This window comes from Pseudomonas sp. TYF_14, from assembly GCF_043105275.1.
GTDB classification, from domain to species: Bacteria; Pseudomonadota; Gammaproteobacteria; order Pseudomonadales; family Pseudomonadaceae; genus Aquipseudomonas; species Aquipseudomonas alloputida.
The window spans coordinates 59,598-74,541 of the sequence record NZ_JBICLK010000082.1 but is presented as its reverse complement, the minus strand read 5'-3'; the positions used below and the strand labels follow the sequence as shown (position 1 = coordinate 74,541).

The 14,944-nt window shown below is 54.1% G+C and carries 16 protein-coding genes; 8 read left to right on the top strand and 8 right to left on the bottom strand.

Annotated features, from left to right (window positions below; all coding sequences use genetic code 11):
• Positions 1-7: 7 nt before the first annotated feature.
• Together ACF8O8_RS22135 and ACF8O8_RS22130 are read right to left on the bottom strand one after the other, a co-directional pair.
• Entirely contained in the window at positions 8-2,068 is a 2,061-nt protein-coding gene (locus ACF8O8_RS22135; RefSeq protein WP_191472444.1) for a TonB-dependent receptor, read from the bottom strand.
• A gap of 75 nt (positions 2,069-2,143) precedes the next feature.
• The gene (locus ACF8O8_RS22130; protein WP_367237718.1) at positions 2,144-2,479 is read right to left on the bottom strand and encodes a hypothetical protein; all 336 of its coding nucleotides are present in this window, start codon (positions 2,477-2,479) and stop codon (positions 2,144-2,146) included.
• Positions 2,480-2,955: 476 nt separating this feature from the next.
• Between ACF8O8_RS22130 and ACF8O8_RS22125 the strand changes: the two genes are divergently transcribed.
• The 4 genes from ACF8O8_RS22125 to ACF8O8_RS22110 all read left to right on the top strand — a co-directional run bounded on the left by ACF8O8_RS22125 (position 2,956) and on the right by ACF8O8_RS22110 (position 5,745).
• Entirely contained in the window at positions 2,956-3,369 is a 414-nt protein-coding gene (locus tag ACF8O8_RS22125) for a thiol-disulfide oxidoreductase DCC family protein (RefSeq protein ID WP_108190539.1), read from the top strand.
• Positions 3,354-3,914 carry a GTP cyclohydrolase I FolE gene (gene folE, locus ACF8O8_RS22120; RefSeq protein WP_108190538.1) on the top strand — a complete coding sequence of 187 codons (561 nt, stop codon included), beginning with the start codon at positions 3,354-3,356 and terminating at the stop codon, positions 3,912-3,914. The genes ACF8O8_RS22125 and folE overlap by 16 nt, the downstream gene beginning before the upstream one ends.
• Positions 3,915-3,949: 35 nt before the next feature.
• Entirely contained in the window at positions 3,950-4,408 is a 459-nt protein-coding gene (locus ACF8O8_RS22115) for a DUF3429 domain-containing protein (RefSeq protein ID WP_392510488.1), read from the top strand.
• 356 nt (positions 4,409-4,764) lie between these two features.
• Positions 4,765-5,745 carry a TerC family protein gene (locus tag ACF8O8_RS22110; protein WP_021782226.1) on the top strand — a complete coding sequence of 327 codons (981 nt, stop codon included), beginning with the start codon at positions 4,765-4,767 and terminating at the stop codon, positions 5,743-5,745.
• 223 nt (positions 5,746-5,968) lie between these two features.
• Here ACF8O8_RS22110 and ACF8O8_RS22105 read toward each other — a convergent pair whose 3' ends face one another.
• Entirely contained in the window at positions 5,969-6,880 is a 912-nt protein-coding gene (locus ACF8O8_RS22105) for a LysR family transcriptional regulator (RefSeq protein WP_392510487.1), read from the bottom strand.
• Between the two features lie 87 nt (positions 6,881-6,967).
• Between ACF8O8_RS22105 and ACF8O8_RS22100 the strand changes: the two genes are divergently transcribed.
• Complete coding sequence (locus ACF8O8_RS22100) at positions 6,968-7,477, top strand: SRPBCC domain-containing protein (protein WP_392510486.1); 510 nt, start codon at positions 6,968-6,970, stop codon at positions 7,475-7,477.
• Between the two features lie 546 nt (positions 7,478-8,023).
• On the opposite strand, the gene ACF8O8_RS22095 is transcribed toward ACF8O8_RS22100, so the two are convergent.
• The 3 genes from ACF8O8_RS22095 to ACF8O8_RS22085 all read right to left on the bottom strand — a co-directional run bounded on the left by ACF8O8_RS22095 (position 8,024) and on the right by ACF8O8_RS22085 (position 9,779).
• Complete coding sequence (locus ACF8O8_RS22095) at positions 8,024-8,821, bottom strand: carboxymuconolactone decarboxylase family protein (protein WP_392510485.1); 798 nt, start codon at positions 8,819-8,821, stop codon at positions 8,024-8,026.
• Complete coding sequence (locus tag ACF8O8_RS22090) at positions 8,790-9,164, bottom strand: cupin domain-containing protein (RefSeq protein ID WP_016501709.1); 375 nt, start codon at positions 9,162-9,164, stop codon at positions 8,790-8,792. The genes ACF8O8_RS22095 and ACF8O8_RS22090 overlap by 32 nt, the downstream gene beginning before the upstream one ends.
• 171 nt (positions 9,165-9,335) lie before the next feature.
• The gene (locus ACF8O8_RS22085) at positions 9,336-9,779 is read right to left on the bottom strand and encodes a cupin domain-containing protein (RefSeq protein WP_016501708.1); all 444 of its coding nucleotides are present in this window, start codon (positions 9,777-9,779) and stop codon (positions 9,336-9,338) included.
• 103 nt (positions 9,780-9,882) lie between these two features.
• Here ACF8O8_RS22085 and ACF8O8_RS22080 point away from each other — a divergent pair, with 103 nt between their 5' ends.
• Positions 9,883-10,773, top strand: coding sequence for a LysR family transcriptional regulator (locus ACF8O8_RS22080; protein ID WP_183674054.1), 891 nt, complete (start codon positions 9,883-9,885; stop codon positions 10,771-10,773).
• Positions 10,774-10,806: 33 nt separating this feature from the next.
• Here the strand turns inward: ACF8O8_RS22080 and ACF8O8_RS22075 are convergent, their stop codons facing one another.
• Both ACF8O8_RS22075 and ACF8O8_RS22070 read right to left on the bottom strand, forming a co-directional pair.
• The gene (locus tag ACF8O8_RS22075; protein ID WP_025752875.1) at positions 10,807-11,148 is read right to left on the bottom strand and encodes a cyclophilin-like fold protein; all 342 of its coding nucleotides are present in this window, start codon (positions 11,146-11,148) and stop codon (positions 10,807-10,809) included.
• Between the two features lie 242 nt (positions 11,149-11,390).
• Positions 11,391-12,338, bottom strand: a complete 948-nt coding sequence (locus ACF8O8_RS22070) for an AraC family transcriptional regulator N-terminal domain-containing protein (protein WP_392510484.1) — start codon at positions 12,336-12,338, stop codon at positions 11,391-11,393.
• A gap of 224 nt (positions 12,339-12,562) precedes the next feature.
• Here ACF8O8_RS22070 and ACF8O8_RS22065 point away from each other — a divergent pair, with 224 nt between their 5' ends.
• Both ACF8O8_RS22065 and ACF8O8_RS22060 read left to right on the top strand, forming a co-directional pair.
• Entirely contained in the window at positions 12,563-13,591 is a 1,029-nt protein-coding gene (locus ACF8O8_RS22065) for an alpha/beta hydrolase (RefSeq protein ID WP_392510483.1), read from the top strand.
• Between the two features lie 82 nt (positions 13,592-13,673).
• Positions 13,674-14,849, top strand: coding sequence for an MFS transporter (locus ACF8O8_RS22060; RefSeq protein WP_392510482.1), 1,176 nt, complete (start codon positions 13,674-13,676; stop codon positions 14,847-14,849).
• The last annotated feature ends 95 nt before the right edge of the window (positions 14,850-14,944 follow it).

Here is a 14,944-nt window from a genome sequence, read left to right as displayed (position 1 = left end):
TTGATTGTTAAAAATCGAGCGTCACCCCTGCATACAGGGCCCGGCCATCGCCTGGCGAGTGTAGCGAGTTTTTAGCGCCATCGGGGTCATACCAAGCGTACTCGTAGTAGCGATTGGTTAGATTTTTCAACTGAAGATCCACGCTCATCGACTCACTCAACTTATAGGTGGCCCCGATGTTCATGAGTACGTAACCACCATAAGTGCCTTGAGTGTTCTCTCTCTCTAGGTAGTAATTGGTTTGTCCGTTTGCCCACGCAGATAGTTGAAGCATCGGGGTAGCCTGGTAGCTGATACCAGTATTCCACAGATGATGCGGCACATGGTCGATCTCCCTGCCTTTGCTCTGTGGTAACGCACTGCTGGGCTCAAGGATTTTTGAATACTGCCAGGAGTAGGACATCCACATTTCAGTGCGTTCGTCCGGGTGGAGGTTGACCTGCAGGTCATAGCCCCACCGTCGTGTTTCCCCCACATTATCGGAGTCGCCACTGGGGTCGTTCAGACGTCGGCTGACTTCACCCGATGCATCTTGTTGCCAGTAGGCAACGCGACCGTCCATCCAGCTGACTGGCGTAAACTTGATGCCGGTCTCCCAGCCTTCGTTGATCGATGGATCAAGGTCTTCGTTACGCGGCGGTACCTTATAGGCAGCTGCACCTGTGCCTACTTGGAAAGTGCGGCCCCAGTTCGCATAAAAACTCGCAAACTTCCAGGGGGAGTATACGACACTGAGCTTCGGCTGTTTGATCAGGCCATAGTCGTTAATGTCGTAATCTTGGTCGGTGAGCTTGTTGGTGAAATCGCCGCTGATCTTGTCGACGCGGTAGGCCGGGACAATCTTCAGCGACTCAAAGGGCTCGATTTCGGCCTGCATATAGGCCCCAACGGTATTGAAGTCGAAATCCTGGTCGCGAGTCTGGTTCTGCCGCACCCGGTTGATGGTGTTGTAGCGCTCGCTGCGATTTTCCTGTTTCTGCACATCGCTACCACCCTCTAGGGCGAAGGCGTGCAACCAGTCAACCTCGGGTCGCCAAGTCAAAGAGGTGATAGCGCCGTACTGGGTCTCGTAGGCGTCACGCTCTTGCTGCGAGCTGGTGCTCCAGTATTGCGTCCAGCGGCGGTCATCGAAGGTGTTCACATAGGTCTTGGCTGACCAGGACAGCGTGTCAGCCAGATCAGTGTCGAAGTGCAGGCTGACCTGATTCATACGCCGCGTACCCTTATCCGTGGCGTTATACGGGTTGCTCATGCGAGGGTGATGCCGGGCATTGTCTTCTGTCAGGTATCCAGCCTCATCTGCTTCGGCCTCGTAGTGCCTAGCGATCAATCCCAAGCGATAGCCGTTGTCATCAGGGGTGTAAAACCACTTGCCACCGAAGCTGTAGCGTTCGGTGTCAGCATGGTCTCTATAGCCATCTACCTGTTGTCGAGCGAAGAAGTAGTTCTGCGTCCAGTTGCTGGTCTCGATGCCCTTGGCCATTTGGACTTCACGGGTATTGAAGCTGCCATAGCGCAGTCGTGCCTTGTTGTAGTTACCGCCTATACGAGTATTGATGTTGACGTTGCCAGCGATGTTATTCAGCCCGTAGCGAGCGTCACTGGTGCCACGGACGATCTCTATGCTGTCGATGTCCATGGGGAACACCGAATCGATGAAGGGCATGTTGCCGTCATTCGTGTTGCTCGGGATGCCGTCAATCAGCAGCTTCACTGCGTTAACCTCACCCTCTCCATTGAATCCCCGAAACGAGATTTTTCCGGAGGTGGTGCCTTGGTTGAACTCGGTGAGCATCACGCCAGGTGCCCGGTTGAACAGCTCCCAGCTGTAGGTAACGGGCATTTTTTCAAGGATGTCGCCACCGAGAATGTCGACTGAACTGAGTACGCTGCTGGTGGCCAGGGGGCCAGTGCTAGATCCTGAAATGTTCACGGCACCCAGAGTCAGGGTGGAGCTTTCGGGCGGCAGGGTATCGGCAGTTGCAGTCGAAAGTGGACTGACGGTAAAGGCGCTGGTGATGGCGAGCACGGGCAATATAGCGCGTGCGGAATTGCAATACGCAGGCATGACGTATGTTCCTGGTAAAAGTCGAATACGACCGGACTCGCTCAAACGCGAGCACGTTCTGGATTGAGTGACTGCTTAAACCAGGGGGGAGGCGCGAGGATTTAGACTAGGCCGCTGATGGCGAGGTAGGGGAAGGAGCGGGGTATCGCCTAGAAGTACAGTATCAGGCCAGAAGCGTGGAAACAGATGCTTGAAGTAGTCGCCGGATACACCGGCCTGGCCGGCATGGCAGCAACAGCAGTCCCCACTTTGCACCTTGCCCAGAGCATTATCAGCCAGATCTGTCTGGTCAACCTTAATCTGTGCCAGCAAGGATTTAGGCAAGCTTTCCAGGCCATGAATGCTGCAGAAGCTGCCCAGGATCAGAGACTCATCAACTGGAGCGTTACGCAAACTACGGTCGAGCGGCATCATCAGCAGGTTGAACAACACTGCAAAGCAGGCGAGCAACAGCAGGTGGTTACGGAAGCGCGAGACCATGATCCTTTCCGCTTGGCGAGCGCCGGCATTAAGCCGGAATCAGCGCAACCTGTAAAACCTTTTCATAGGTGCTCGGCGATAAGCGTCACACGCCAAATGTGCTACTCCAGTGTTACTGCGAGCCGCCCAACTCAATCACTGTCGGGGCGTGCAGCCATTTGAGAAATTCACTGAGCTAATCGACGCCACAAAAGCGAGGCTCCTCGCGCCGTCAGCCGAGCAGCTACCTTTCGATCCCGGTTATGGCTTGACGTCTCTAGCCGGAGCCCGTCATCCGCCCGAAGCTACTGAACCCACCAGCCTCCAGTGAGTGGGCGCTTTACGAGGTGATCCCTCATCACGGCCATTGCTAATTTCGCGGGTTCCGCTAACTTATACAAAACCTGTACAAGATTGAGGTGTTGTACATGTATTGCCAGTGGCCTTTGACCCTTTATTTTGACGGTGCCTGCCCATTGTGCGCCAGGGAGGTGGCCTTCCTGCGCAGGCGTTCAACTGCAGCAAAGCTCATCCTGATCGATATTGATGGCGATGACTTCGATCCCATAGCTCTTGGCCTGTCGATTGAGCAAATGAGATCGTGCTTGCACGCAAGGTTCGCGAACGATCATTGGGTGACAGGCTTGGACGCTACCCTTTGGAGCTGGCGTGCTGCCGGTGTTGGGATGTGGGCCGCTCCACTGGCTTGGCGTCCGCTACGTCCTTTGCTTTCAGTTTTGTACAGGTTTTTCTGTCGTTTGAGACCAAATTTGGCCTGGTTACCCCATCCCGAGGGTAGGCAACGTTGCAAAGGTGAGGAATCCAAATGTCACATTCGCTAGCCGAGCATTATCGTGAAATCCTTGTTGGCGTTGGTGAAAACCCTCAGCGAGAAGGGCTCTTGGACACACCCCAGCGTGCTGCCAAAGCGATGCAATATCTATGCAATGGCTATACCCAGAGCCTAGCTGAGATAGTCAATGGCGCTTTGTTCGAAAGTCAGAATGATGAGATGGTGGTCGTTCGCGATATTGAGTTGTACTCATTGTGCGAGCATCACATGTTGCCGTTTATTGGGAAAGCGCATGTCGCCTATCTGCCAACAGGACGAGTATTAGGGCTTTCCAAAGTGGCGCGTTTAGTTGATATGTTTGCCCGCCGTTTGCAGATTCAAGAGAATTTGACTAGACAGATTGCATGTGCCATGCAGGAAGTGACTGATGCGGCAGGTGTTGGCGTCGTTATCGAGGCCAAGCACATGTGCATGATGATGCGAGGTGTAGAAAAGCAGAACTCAGTGATGATTTCATCGGTAATGCTAGGTGAGTTCCGAGACTCCCCGACTACCCGGCACGAATTCCTCAACCTCATTGGGCGAAATACTTGAAATATGACCTCTAGCCGCATATGAAGGACGTGCCCATGAGTGCAGTTTTCAATACGTTATCTCCAAGTCGTTTTAAAGTCCTTGGCTATAGTGGCTTGCTGCCGTTCGTTGGCGCGGCACTGCTGATTTGTTTAGCGACTGATTACCGAGATTCACTATCTGTTGCTTTGGTGGGCTATGGGGCTGTGATACTGAGTTTTGTCGGGGCCTTGCATTGGGGGTTCGCTATGACGTTACAGGAGTTGTCTGCAAATGGACGACAGGAGAGGCTAGTGTGGAGTGTTATTCCAGCCCTCATCGGTTGGGTTAGCATGTTGTTACCTGTGTCATGGGGCAGCTTGGTATTAGCTTGTGGTTTCATTGGGCATCTTTGGCAAGATCGTAAATTGGTCAATATTTTGCCTGGGTGGTACTGGCCTATGCGAGTACGTTTAACCATAGTCGCAAGTGTGTGTTTGCTAATTGGTGCGCTTGTACTGTATTTTTTTGATTGAGCTCATTATCCCGATGGCAGCGGCTGGGCAACCATTGAGGCGGTACCACCTAGACTAGGTCAGCCCTGTGCGTGACGGCTTTTAGGGCTTTCGGTTATCAGAAGCGCTTGCTAACTAATCGGTCTAGCTCTTGGCGGGTTTTGCAGCCCATCATTGAGTGACCTTTGATGTGCAATTCGGCAGCTCGGGATGATCCAATGCCGAGTATGCTGGAGAAATAATTGGTAAAATTTTTCCTCTTGCAAGGTTGTTTGATTGGATAAAATCTTAACGTGTGACGCCGGGCCCCTCTGACGGTTAATTAGCCGCCATGTCGGAGTCATAGTTGTTGAACTACGACTATATAGGAGGGGCTCATGACTGCCCTAAATGCGTATCTCTCTCAGGATGTCCTGGGCACTGATCTGTGGCTCTGGCTTTCCTTTTTTGCTGTGGTTTTAACTCTGCTAGCGCTTGACTTAGGGGTTCTCCATCGAGGGAATCGAGAGATTGGCGTCAAAGAGAGCTTGCTGCTGTCAGCTGGTTACATCAGCATGGGCCTACTGTTCGCTGTTTGGGTTTACTTCCAGAAAGGCAGCGACGCAAGTATGGACTATGTGACTGGTTTCCTGATTGAGAAGTCCCTGTCGATGGATAACGTATTCGTTATCGCATTAATATTTAGCTTCCTGGCCATCCCTAGAGAGTTTCAGCATAGAGTGCTGTTCTGGGGGATTATGGGAGTCATCGTCTTGAGGGCCATTATGATAGGCCTGGGGGCCGCGCTCATTGCGCAGTTCAGCTGGATACTTTACTTTTTCGGAGCTTTCTTGGTTTTCACTGGGATAAAGATGCTATTCGCTCGTGTGGATCATGCGCCTGATCTGGAGAATAACCGGTTCGTCAAGTATCTCCGTAGTCATTTGCCCATAACCAAGGAATTGCATGGTCAGAATTTCTTGGTGCGGCTGCCCAATGACTCAGGTAAAAAGGTGTTATGGGTAACACCGCTATTTCTTGCTTTGATTCTTATTGAGTGTGCTGACTTGGTCTTCGCTGTTGATAGCGTTCCCGCAATCTTTGCTATCACTCAGGATCCCTTCATTGTCTATACCTCTAACATTTTTGCCATACTCGGATTGCGGGCGCTGTATTTTGCGCTGGCGGCGATGATAAGCCGCTTCGCTTATCTTAAGTATGCCTTGGCCTTGGTGCTTGTCTTCATAGGTACGAAGATTTTCCTTCACGATATCGTGGGCAAGGTACCCGCAGAGATTTCTCTGAGCGTTACAATTGGTCTTCTGATTGGCGGTGTATTGCTGTCGCTTTGGAAGACAAGAGAGCCCGTCAAGTTTTAACGTACTAGCTTTTATCGTTGCTTTTAGCGAGAGGAAAGCGCGGAAGCGTTATGAATTACAGGAAAATGCAGTAAACCTGTAGATCTTGGATTGGGCGTCCGCCATTACACCGCTTAAGCTTCCGCGTGTAATGGCTGGATGTCTACACTCCTTGAGCACAAGCGCCCTGGCTATTTAGTTTTCAGTTTGCTCTTGCAGTGAAATGCTGAACCCTCGGTCATAGTCATAAGCAGCGGTGCTGAGATGATTCAAATAGAATTGATCGCACCCATCGTTGTCCTTCATCTCGCTCCGTTCTCCCATGCCAAATCATAGCTTTGGTAAACCCAGGAATATCGACTGGCGGCTCTCTCACGACAAGTGTTTCATCCGCTGGAGTCAGCCGCTCTGGTACTACAGCGATCAGATTACAGGTGCTGAGCAACTCAGGGAGTATGAGGAAGCTGGAGACTGAGATGCAGACTCTGCGTCGGCGATTAATTGTTGACAGCGCTTCATCAGTCACTCCGCTGAAAGAACCTCCCGCTGGCGAAACTAGCACATGGTCTAGCTCACAGAAGCGATCAAGTGACAGCGTAGCCGGTTGGGCATCAGGATGGGTTGCACTCATCAGGCAAACGTAGCGTTCATCGAAAAGGCGCTGTGATAACGCTCCTGGCGGGATCATCTCTGGTGTGACTAGGGCTATGTCGATCTCGCCCTGCTCCAATTGAGTTGGCAAGCTGGCTAGGTCTACCGCACGAACTGCAACCCGGATGTTTGGAGCCTGCTTTCGGAGTGCGCTCAGGAAGGGCACTACGACCGCCCGAAGAGCGTAGTCAGTCGCAGCGACTGTCACGAACATTTTGCTGGTCGTGGGATTGAAGGCCTCTTGTTGCAGCAGAGCTTCCATGTCACTGATTAGCTGCTTGATCGGGGCGGCCAACTGCTGAGCCCGCAGCGTTGGCACTATGCCGCGCTGTGCCCTGATGAATAGAGGGTCGTCAAAACTATCCCTGAGGCGATTGAGCATGCCGCTTACCGCAGGTTGAGTTAATGACAAGCGATCAGCTGCCTTGGTGACACTACGTTCGTCCAAAAGCGCGTCCAGCGCCTTGAGCAAATTGAGGTCAAAATTTCTGATATCAGATTTCATGATGCCCGGGATAATAAATGACGATTGGCGTTATTTTACCTCGGCATCGATCATCCCTCCATCCACATTCCAAGAGGGAACCTAACCATGCATGAGATCATTTGGCCGGAAGGCTATCTACCTGGTTTCACTGATAATTTCGCTTCGAATGAAGTCATCGTTGCTGGGTTGAGAGCGGAGGACATCTGGCCGCTGTTGGCATGTCCTTCGTGCTGGCCGACCTATTACTCGAATTCTGCCAACATCCGCATCTACGATCATGCCGGCCCGGAGCTCGTGAATGGTGTCCGGTTTTACTTTGAGACCTTCGGCTTTCCTGTCGAGGCGCAATGCAACGAGTTCGACGCCCCATCCGAGGATCATCCTGGTCGTATTGCTTGGCATGGTTGGGCAGGGGAGGGCGAAGATAGGCTGGATGTCCACCACGCGTGGCTTATTGAAAACTTAGAGGGTGGCCGAGTTCGGATACTCACCCAAGAGACCCAGATCGGAAAGCCTGCACAGGAGCTTGCAAAGGCCCAGCCGAACCCTATGATCAACGGCCATCAGGATTGGTTAAATGGACTGGTCGATGCTGCAAAGGGCCTGAGCTTTTAACCGGATCTTGGAACTTAAATGCGGCAATTAGTTACATTCAGTGTGTTGTTGCATCTGATCAATGACTCGCCTGGTTCTGGACGACAGAGGTCACTCTGATCTGTAGATGAGCCAGAGCGTGTCCACCACAGGGTTCCCACACTTCACAACCTGCAAACTATCTTGTTTGAGGAAGGCGCGCCTGGCGAACTTCGGCAGCACAGTAAAGGCCAAACCTCGTGAGCCGGCTCCGATATGAGGCCTACCTGATTGCTGAAGCGCCGTTTCTGGGTTGCTTAACTACTCGGCGTATCTGGATATCTTCGACTGAGAAGACGTGTTGCCATCCCGACCCCATCGGGGAGAGAACCTGGGTCAGCGACTGGGTAGGTAGTCCATCAAGATTGGCCGAGCGTGAGTGCGCCTATCCCTCTAACAGGAGCGCCAGCTTTGGGAGATTGCCGTCGATCACTTTGGCCCAGAGCCACTGCTCCAGATCGGCGTGGAACTGGAGGGCACTTTCAATTAACCAGAGCATGCCACAGTTGATCATCTGTCCACGGCTAATCATCCCTTGGCAGTGCTTGCCAGGTGTTTTTCTAGAGCATTTGCGGCTCGATCACCGGACTGAGTGTCCACACGGTCACTCAAGGTTTGACAGAGATGGCGTAGCTGCGAAATCGTGACTCCTGTATTTGTGCTGATTCGCATGTGCGCCTGAAGCTGTGGCTCGACTCCCGCAAGCGTGGAAAGCATTCCCACTGTGGCCAGCTCACGCGTCTTCCAATCCAAGGTGTCTCGTTCGAATATGTCACCAAATAGGTGAGTGCGGAGGTATTGGTTAGCTATCGGGGCAAAATCGAACAAGGGCCCCTCAACCGGTGAACCCGACAACTTCGTCTGGTTAGCGGTACCTGCGGCCAGCAGGGCGTCACCTTGAGGTATTGGACGGCTAGGTTCGAGACCTGGATCGTCAACGATGCCGCGCTGTTTGCGTGATTCCAGCACCTGCATCAGCTCCGTCAGCGCGTTCAGAGATCGGGGGAAGCCGGCATAGGCGTAGAGTTGTACAAGTACCTCACGCAGTTCGCTGACGGTCAGTTTCAAATCCAATGCCTGATCCAGAACAGTGTTCAAGCGGGGCAGGTCACCAATGGCAGCAAGCGCGGCTGCGACGACAACCGCTTGTTGTTCCTCGCTCAGCAACTTGGAATTTGATTGGGATGAAATGGGGTGGCTCATGACATTGCGCGTTCCGATTGGATCAGACGAGGCCATCTCTGTAGCGCCTAGTCCGATCATGAATGTGGTTGCTATTCCGGCATTGATACACTTACTGAGCACGCGGCCCGCTGTATTGTTCATCGGTCACTTTCTCCATCCAATGGACATTATTACCTTCAGCTGTAGCTGTAACAGCCAGGTGCGTCATGCTCGTTGTGGGGGCAGCTCCATGCCAATGCTTAATGCCTGGCGGGCACCACACGACATCCCCAGGACGAAGTTCCTGGATAAGGCCTCCCCATTGTTGAGTCAGGCCAACCCCCGAAGTGACCACCAGCCGCTGGCCGGCAGGATGGGTATGCCATGCGGAACGTGCCCCCGGCTCGAATGTCACGAAGCTACCCGAGGCGCTAATACCCGAGTTCGCAGGCCACACCGGATCAATTCTCACGGCACCGGTGAAGAATTGAGAGGGGCCAACCATAGAGGCCTGTTTACCCGCTCTGGTTATTTCCTGTTGGCGGGGTGAGGGGGTTTCAGCTGCTTCGCTCGATGCGAGTTGCAAAGCAGAGATGCATATCGCAGCTGTAATGGAGTGAGCATTCATGTTGGATACCCTCATGGTCAGAGATCTTGGGTAGCACGAGACCTCAGCTCAGCCTTTTTCCACCGAGCCACTCAGGAAGACAACGTCAGTCACTGGCTCCAGCCAATCTACGGCCTTGCCATCCATATATTCATTGATCGCGACATGCTGCATAGCCGTAGTATCGGTCGCGCCATGCCAGTGTCGGCGTCCGCAGTTGCACCAGATCAGATCGCCTACGCGGATCTCGGTCTTCGGGCCATCTTCACATTGCGTCCAGCCCACCCCCTCGGTAACCAGCAAGGCTTGGCCCAAAGGATGAGTGTGCCAGTGGGTACGAGCACCTGGCTCGAAGTTAACCACTGCAACGCCAACTCGAGCGGGGGCAGGCGCTGTGAAGACGCGGTCGATGCGTACTTGCCCCGTGAACCATTCAGCAGGCCCTTGGATCGCATTGGCCGAGCCTGCACGGTGGACTTGCATGGCCGCGCTGGAAAGGTTGTTGTCCGCCATATTGTTTCAGCCTCCCAAAAATGTGATTGAGACAACTGTAGCGACCGCGCTTTAATTCGAGTATTAGCAAAATCAAGAAATCGGTTTGAAGCTGAGCTTAACAATGAAATCAGGCAATCTGAGCGATCTGGTGGTCTTTGTGACCGTAGCCAGGGAGAGTAATTTCACCCGGGCAGCGGCACGATTGGGTGTGTCACCTTCAGCCGTTAGCCAGACAGTAAGGGGGCTCGAGGAACGTCTCGGTGTTCGCCTCCTCACCCGCACCACTAGGAGTGTTACGCGAACGGAGGCAGGGGAGAAACTGCTTCAAGATATCGCGCCGCTATTGGATCAGATCGATGGTCACCTGAATGGCCTGACCGAGTTCGGGCAATACCCCTCAGGGACGGTGCGGATCACAGCCGATGAGTTCGCCGCCCGCCATGTTCTATGGCCGAAACTACAGCTGGTGATCGAGTCCTACCCGGATGTCACGATTGAATTGATGACCGATTACGGCCTGACTGACATCGTTGCCGAGCGATTCGATGCGGGTGTACGTTTGGGCGGCATCATCGATGCAGATATGGTGGCTGTGCCCATTGGGCCTCCCATGCGGATGGTTACCGTAGCCTCACCCGCCTACTTGAAGCGGTATGGAGTACCCCGCCGCCCCGAGGAGTTGATGGCCCACAGGTGCATCAACCTGCGGTTGCCTACGCACGGCGGCCTTTATCCTTGGGAGTTCACCCACGATGGCAGCGAGTTTCGCGTCCGGGTGCAAGGGCCCCTGATCATGAACAGTTCGTTGCAAATACTGGATGCCTGTCTGGCAGGGGTGGGTTTGGCCCAGGTGACCGATGTACACGCTCAGGAGCATATCGGCAGCGGTGCCCTCGAAGAGGTATTGGCTGAGTGGTCGGAGCTCTTCCCTGGTTATCACCTTTACTACCCCACGCGCCGGCAGCAAACCGCTGCTTTCAGGGTTGTTCTTGAAGCACTCCGAAGCGAGTAAGAGGTTGCGTGATGTCAGATGTCCAGCCGGCTTTCAGTGCTGGGAAAATTCGACTCGGATAACGTCACCGCCAAGCATCTGCATCAGGGCGTCGGGGGTTTCAATGTTTCCGATACGGGTGTAAGAGTATGGCGTTTTGAATGTCTTGTAGAATACCACTAGGGTCTGCGATCCATACAGCATGACGTCGCCTGCCTTGATCGTTCCTGGAAAGCTCGCATCCTTGGGGAGTGGTACCGCGAGATCGACATACTTTTCGTTACTGTTGAGATCGGCCATTTCAAGCGTCAGGGGTATCAACGCGGAGAAGGCACGAGCTGCCTCAGTGTCAGCCAACCTGATTTTGTAATGCCGCTCGCCTACTGACATCTGCATGTGGGGTATCTCCTGTTGAGCTTTCGCTTCGCCAGATTTCGCCGTTTGAGAATCAGATGCGCTGGCCGAAACTGCGTGAGCTAAACCAAGTGCCATTAGCCCACTCACCCAAGCGAGGTACTGCAGGCTAGACCATCGATAATGAGCGGCCTTGTAGGTTAGAGGTAAAAGCTTGTCGGGTGTGCTCCTTCTCATTGCATCTCCTTGCATCCTGGTTTGGGCGACGTTTTGAAGGCTGAGGATCAGGGCACGTTAGGCGTGGAGGCAGCTGACCTCTCCGCACCTAAACGCAGCTCCGCAATATCGCGCTTTGGAGGCGTGCCGAACTGGCGCCCGTACTCACGGCTGAACTGCGATGGACTTTCGTAGCCGACCTTGAATGCGGCGGTCGCTGCATCGAGGTGTTCGTTGAGCATCAAGCGTTTTGCCTCGTTCAACCTCAACCATTTCTGGTACTGCAGTGGACTCATTGCGGTGAGCTGCCGGAAGTGCTGATGGAATGTGGAGAGGCCCATCTGTACCTTAGAGGCGAGCTCGTCCACCCGCAGAGGCTCGGCGTAGTTGAGCTTCATCCAGTCGATGGCCTTTGCGATTCTATGACCCTTGCTGCCAACGGAGGCGATATAGCGCAGGAGAGGGGCTTGGTCACTTAGCAGTAACCGATAATGTATCTCTCGCTGAATCAAGGGCCAGAGTACCGGGATCGCATCGGGCTCCTCCAACAGCTCAATCAGCCGGGTGAAGCTCTCCAATAGCTTCTGGCCCAGTCCACCAACTCCAGCGCTGGTGTAAAAGGACTGACCGCTCGCAGGAGGGCGACCATCTTGCGCGATCAATTCGGCCAGTGTGCGCAAATCGAGCTTGAATACCAAGCCAAGACAGGGGGCTTCCTCGCTGGCCACAGTCACCGCAGAGTTGGCGGGAATGTTTAGTGATGTAACCAGAAAACGAGTCGTGTCGTATGGGAATACGTCACCGCCGATAACCATTTCCTTTGCCCCTTGCGCAACCAAAACGATGCTTGGTTCGACAATGCACGTAATCGGTGGGGCTGGTGCGTTGCGTCGATAGACGCTTAGGCCTGCAATGCTTGTCGCGAAATCTCCAGCGGTGGGCGCGTGGGCACCGATGATCCTACACAGTGTGGCCCTTGGGTTCGTGCGTGAAGGCGGCAGTGCGGTTGCGGGCATGGTGAGCGTTCCGATCAGCGTGTAGCGAAAACACTACTCGCGCGTCGCTTTCAGTGTCCATGCCCAGTCAGTCACGTCTGGACAATTGGGCAAGAAAACTAACGGTTTGCTCTACTGATGTGCTGGTTCACGCGAGGAACATGGGTGGCAGGTGGGATGACCCTAGCGTCCGCGAGCGATGTCCTCTCACATCCCTTCCATTTCGAGCAGACAGGAAGATGTGCATGAAGTCTTTGTTGATTACGTTTGCCTTGATGGCCAGTTCACTCACTGCGGGAGCCGCCAATATGTCCCATGGGGCCAACAATTTCTATCAGAGTGAGCAGGTTTCACTCGAGCGCGTCACCTTCAAGAACCAGTTCCAGATGACCACTGTCGGGAATCTGTATCTGCCGAAAAAACAGAGCGTGAATGCTAAGCATCCCGCAATCATCGTTGGACACCCGATGGGTGCGGTAAAGGAGCAAAGCTCGAACCTTTATGCCCAAAAGCTGGCAGAGCAGGGCTTCGTGACCCTGGCCATTGATCTGTCGTTCTGGGGTGAAAGTGACGGGCGTCCACGCAATCTGGTGTCGCCGGACATCTATGCCGAAGACTTCAGTGCGGCGGTCGACTATCTCAGTGCCCAAGGTTTCGTTGATCGGAGCCGTATTGGCGTGCTGGGTATCTGTGGAAGCGGCAGCTTCGCCATCAGTGCTGCGAAAATTGATCCACGCATGAAAGCGATTGCCACGGTCAGCATGTACGACATGGGGGCCGCCAACCGCAATGGACTCAAGCATGGTGTCACAGTCGAGCAGCGCAAGAAGGCAATCGCCGAAGCAGCAGCACAGCGTGATGTCGAGTTTGCTGGTGGTGAAACTCAGTACACCAGTGGCACGGTTCATCAGCTGACCGAGAGCGCTAACGCCATTGAGCGGGAGTTTTACGACTTCTACCGCACACCACGTGGGGAGTTCACCCCCAAAGGAATGTCGCCGCTTCTGACGACGCACCCCACGCTGACCAGCAATGTCAGGTTCATGAACTTCTATCCGTTCAATGACATCGAGACGATCTCGCCTCGTCCGATGTTGTTTATCGCAGGAGAGGAGGCTCATTCCCGTGAGTTCAGTGAAGAGGCGTATCGCCTTGCCGGTAAACCCAAGGAACTGGTGATCGTCCCAGGTGCTGGCCATGTGGATCTGTACGACCGCGTCGAGCTGATCCCCTTCAGCAAGCTGACGACTTTCTTCCGCGAAAACCTCAAGTAACTGATGTCGTTTATCAGGCTCAGCTGACGCACGCTGGGCTTGGGCACCCGCGTCTTTTGAAATTGGTACAACGAGAACCACCATGAGCAGCCCGGCAATATCCCTTCAACACTCAAGTCGTCAGGTCTGGAGCGCTGTTCTGGCGATGTCACTCTGCGCATTCGCTTTAGTGGCGTCTGAGTTCCTCCCGGTGAGCTTGCTCACGCCGATTGCATCCGAGTTGTCTCTGACAGAGGGCCAGGCTGGGCAGGCCATTTCCATCTCGGGATTCTTTGCTGTGATCACCAGCCTATTGCTGGTCACCATGACTCAGGGGATCGACCGCAAGCCTGTCCTGCTGGCCACAACGGCGCTCATGCTGGTTTCGGGTGGGATGGTGGCCTTTGCTCCGAACTACCTCACCTTGATGGTAGGGCGCGCCGTACTTGGGATTGCCATTGGTGGTTATTGGTCGATGTCCACTGCAGTAATGATGCGCATCGCACCTGAAGCGCTCGTTCCGAAGGCCATTGCCGTTATGCAGGGCGGTACAGCGTTGGCCACGGCAATCGCAGCGCCAGTTGGAAGCTACCTAGGCGGCATGATTGGCTGGAGAGGGGCATTTTTTTGCGTCGTGCCATTGGCCGCATTGGCGTTGATCTGGCAAGCATTCACACTGCCGGCCATGCCGAGTGAGCGGACTCAAGTATCGGCCACCGGCTCCTTGCGTTTGCTGGGAGACAGCAAAGTCGCTCTCGGCATGGCTGCAGTAGCGTTTCTCTTCATGGGGCAGTTCACACTATTCACATATCTGCGACCCTTCCTGGAAACGGTCACGCATGTCGATGTGCCCACGCTCTCGCTCCTGCTCTTGATCATCGGTGTGGCAGGATTGGTGGGCACCATGTTGGTCGGCTCCTTCGTTAGCCGAAACCTGAATAGGATTTTGATAGGCATACCGTTGATCATGACTGCCACCGCATTTGCCGTGATCGCGGTTGGTAGCTGGGTGGTTCCGGTCGCCGCATTGTTGGGGCTGTGGGGGCTGGTTGCGACCTGTGCGCCTGTTGGGTGGTTCACTTGGTTGGCCAAAGCGCTGCCGCACAATGCAGAAGCCGGTGGTGGCTTGATGGTCGCGGTTATTCAGTTGGCGATCACTGCTGGTGCAACTGCAGGCGGGGTGCTGTACGACGGGATGGGTTATCAGGCTACCTTCATTGCCAGTAGCGCGTTCTTGTTCATCGCAACCACGCTGAGTGTTATCACAAATCGCAGGTGAAATACGGCACCGCCATTGTGGGGCAGCTATCCTTCCTTGGCTAACGTTGCTTGGTTTGCGCCATGCTGGCATGACAGCGAGTGGGCTAGCCATGG